Source organism: Pedobacter psychrodurus (assembly GCF_032678585.1).
Classification (GTDB): Bacteria; Bacteroidota; Bacteroidia; order Sphingobacteriales; family Sphingobacteriaceae; genus Pedobacter; species Pedobacter psychrodurus_A.
This window is the reverse complement of record NZ_JAVTSN010000127.1, coordinates 1-1,196: the sequence shown is the minus strand read 5'-3', so window position 1 is coordinate 1,196 and position 1,196 is coordinate 1. Positions and strand designations below refer to the sequence as shown.

Genomic DNA, 1,196 nt, shown 5'->3' with positions numbered 1-1,196 from the left:
TTGGAATGGAACTGGTTGGCTACGTTTAGTTTGCTCCCGGATTTTCTCTTTGATCGCTCTTAGAGATTTGGATGAAATTCGCATCTTCCATCCCTCTTTGCTACCATAGAATGAAAACCCAAGCAGACTACTTTGGCTTGGCCTGCTAACCTTACTTTTCTCCCTGTTAACCTTCAGTTTCAGGCAGTCTCCCAGATATACTGAAATACTTCTCATTACCCGATGTGCTGATTTCCTGCTTCTTAAATAGATACTGCAATCATCAGCATATCGCACGAACCTGTGCCCACGCTCTTCGAGCTTAACATCTAGTTCGTGAAGGATAACATTTGATAGTAACGGACTTAATGGACTGCCTTGTGGCGTTCCTTCTTTTCTTGGGCTTACCAATCCATTCTCCATGATTCCCACACTCAAATAAAGACGAATAAGCTTCAATGTCCGCTTATCCTTTATCTTTACTGACAGCAGATGCATAAGTTTATCATGGTTTACCCGGTCAAAAAATTTGTCCAGGTCAAGTTCTACAATCCAGGTGTAACCTGTGTTAAGATATTCCTGAGCCTTTAGCACTGCCTGACGGGCATTGCGATCTGGCCGGAAACCATAACTATCAGAGGAAAAGTCGCCCTCGTACTTGGGGCTCAGCCATTGAGAGATGGCCTGCTGGATCAACCGGTCAATGACCGTTGGGATGCCAAGCATCCTCTTACCACCACTGCTTTTGGGTATCTCTACCTTTCTTACAGCGTTCGGTCGGTAATGGCCTGCTAAAATATCACTCCGTAATGCCTGCCAGTTAGCATTCAGGTAGTCGCGAAGTTCATCGGTCTGCATACCATCAATACCACCAGCACCCTTATTGGCAGTAACCTGCCTAAAGGCTTTTTGTACATTTCGGATGTCTAATATTTCTTCAAGCATAATACTAAAAAAAAAAAAAACTCCTTCCCAGGCATTGTGCACATTGATTGCACGGCTCGGCTCAGCTCCTCTTATAATTTACTCTCGGATTCCGTCCTACCCTCATATAAGCAGTTCTCTAATGTGGTTCCGCTGTAAACACTCTGCCATAAACTTCATGTTTCCTTTGCCATCCTAACATTTGGTCCTTTCTGCATCCGAAAAATGCAGTACTACTACCGCTGCTGACTTCTGATTGAGGCATTTAGCATCTCTACTAAATGTTTCTTCTC

The 1,196-nt window shown here is 44.0% G+C and carries 1 protein-coding gene; it reads right to left on the bottom strand.

Annotated features, from left to right (window positions below; all coding sequences use genetic code 11):
• On the bottom strand, window positions 1-924 hold a 924-nt coding region (ltrA, locus tag R2S57_RS30335; protein ID WP_316848652.1), incomplete at its 3' end, for a group II intron reverse transcriptase/maturase.
• Window positions 925-1,196: the final 272 nt, after the last annotated feature.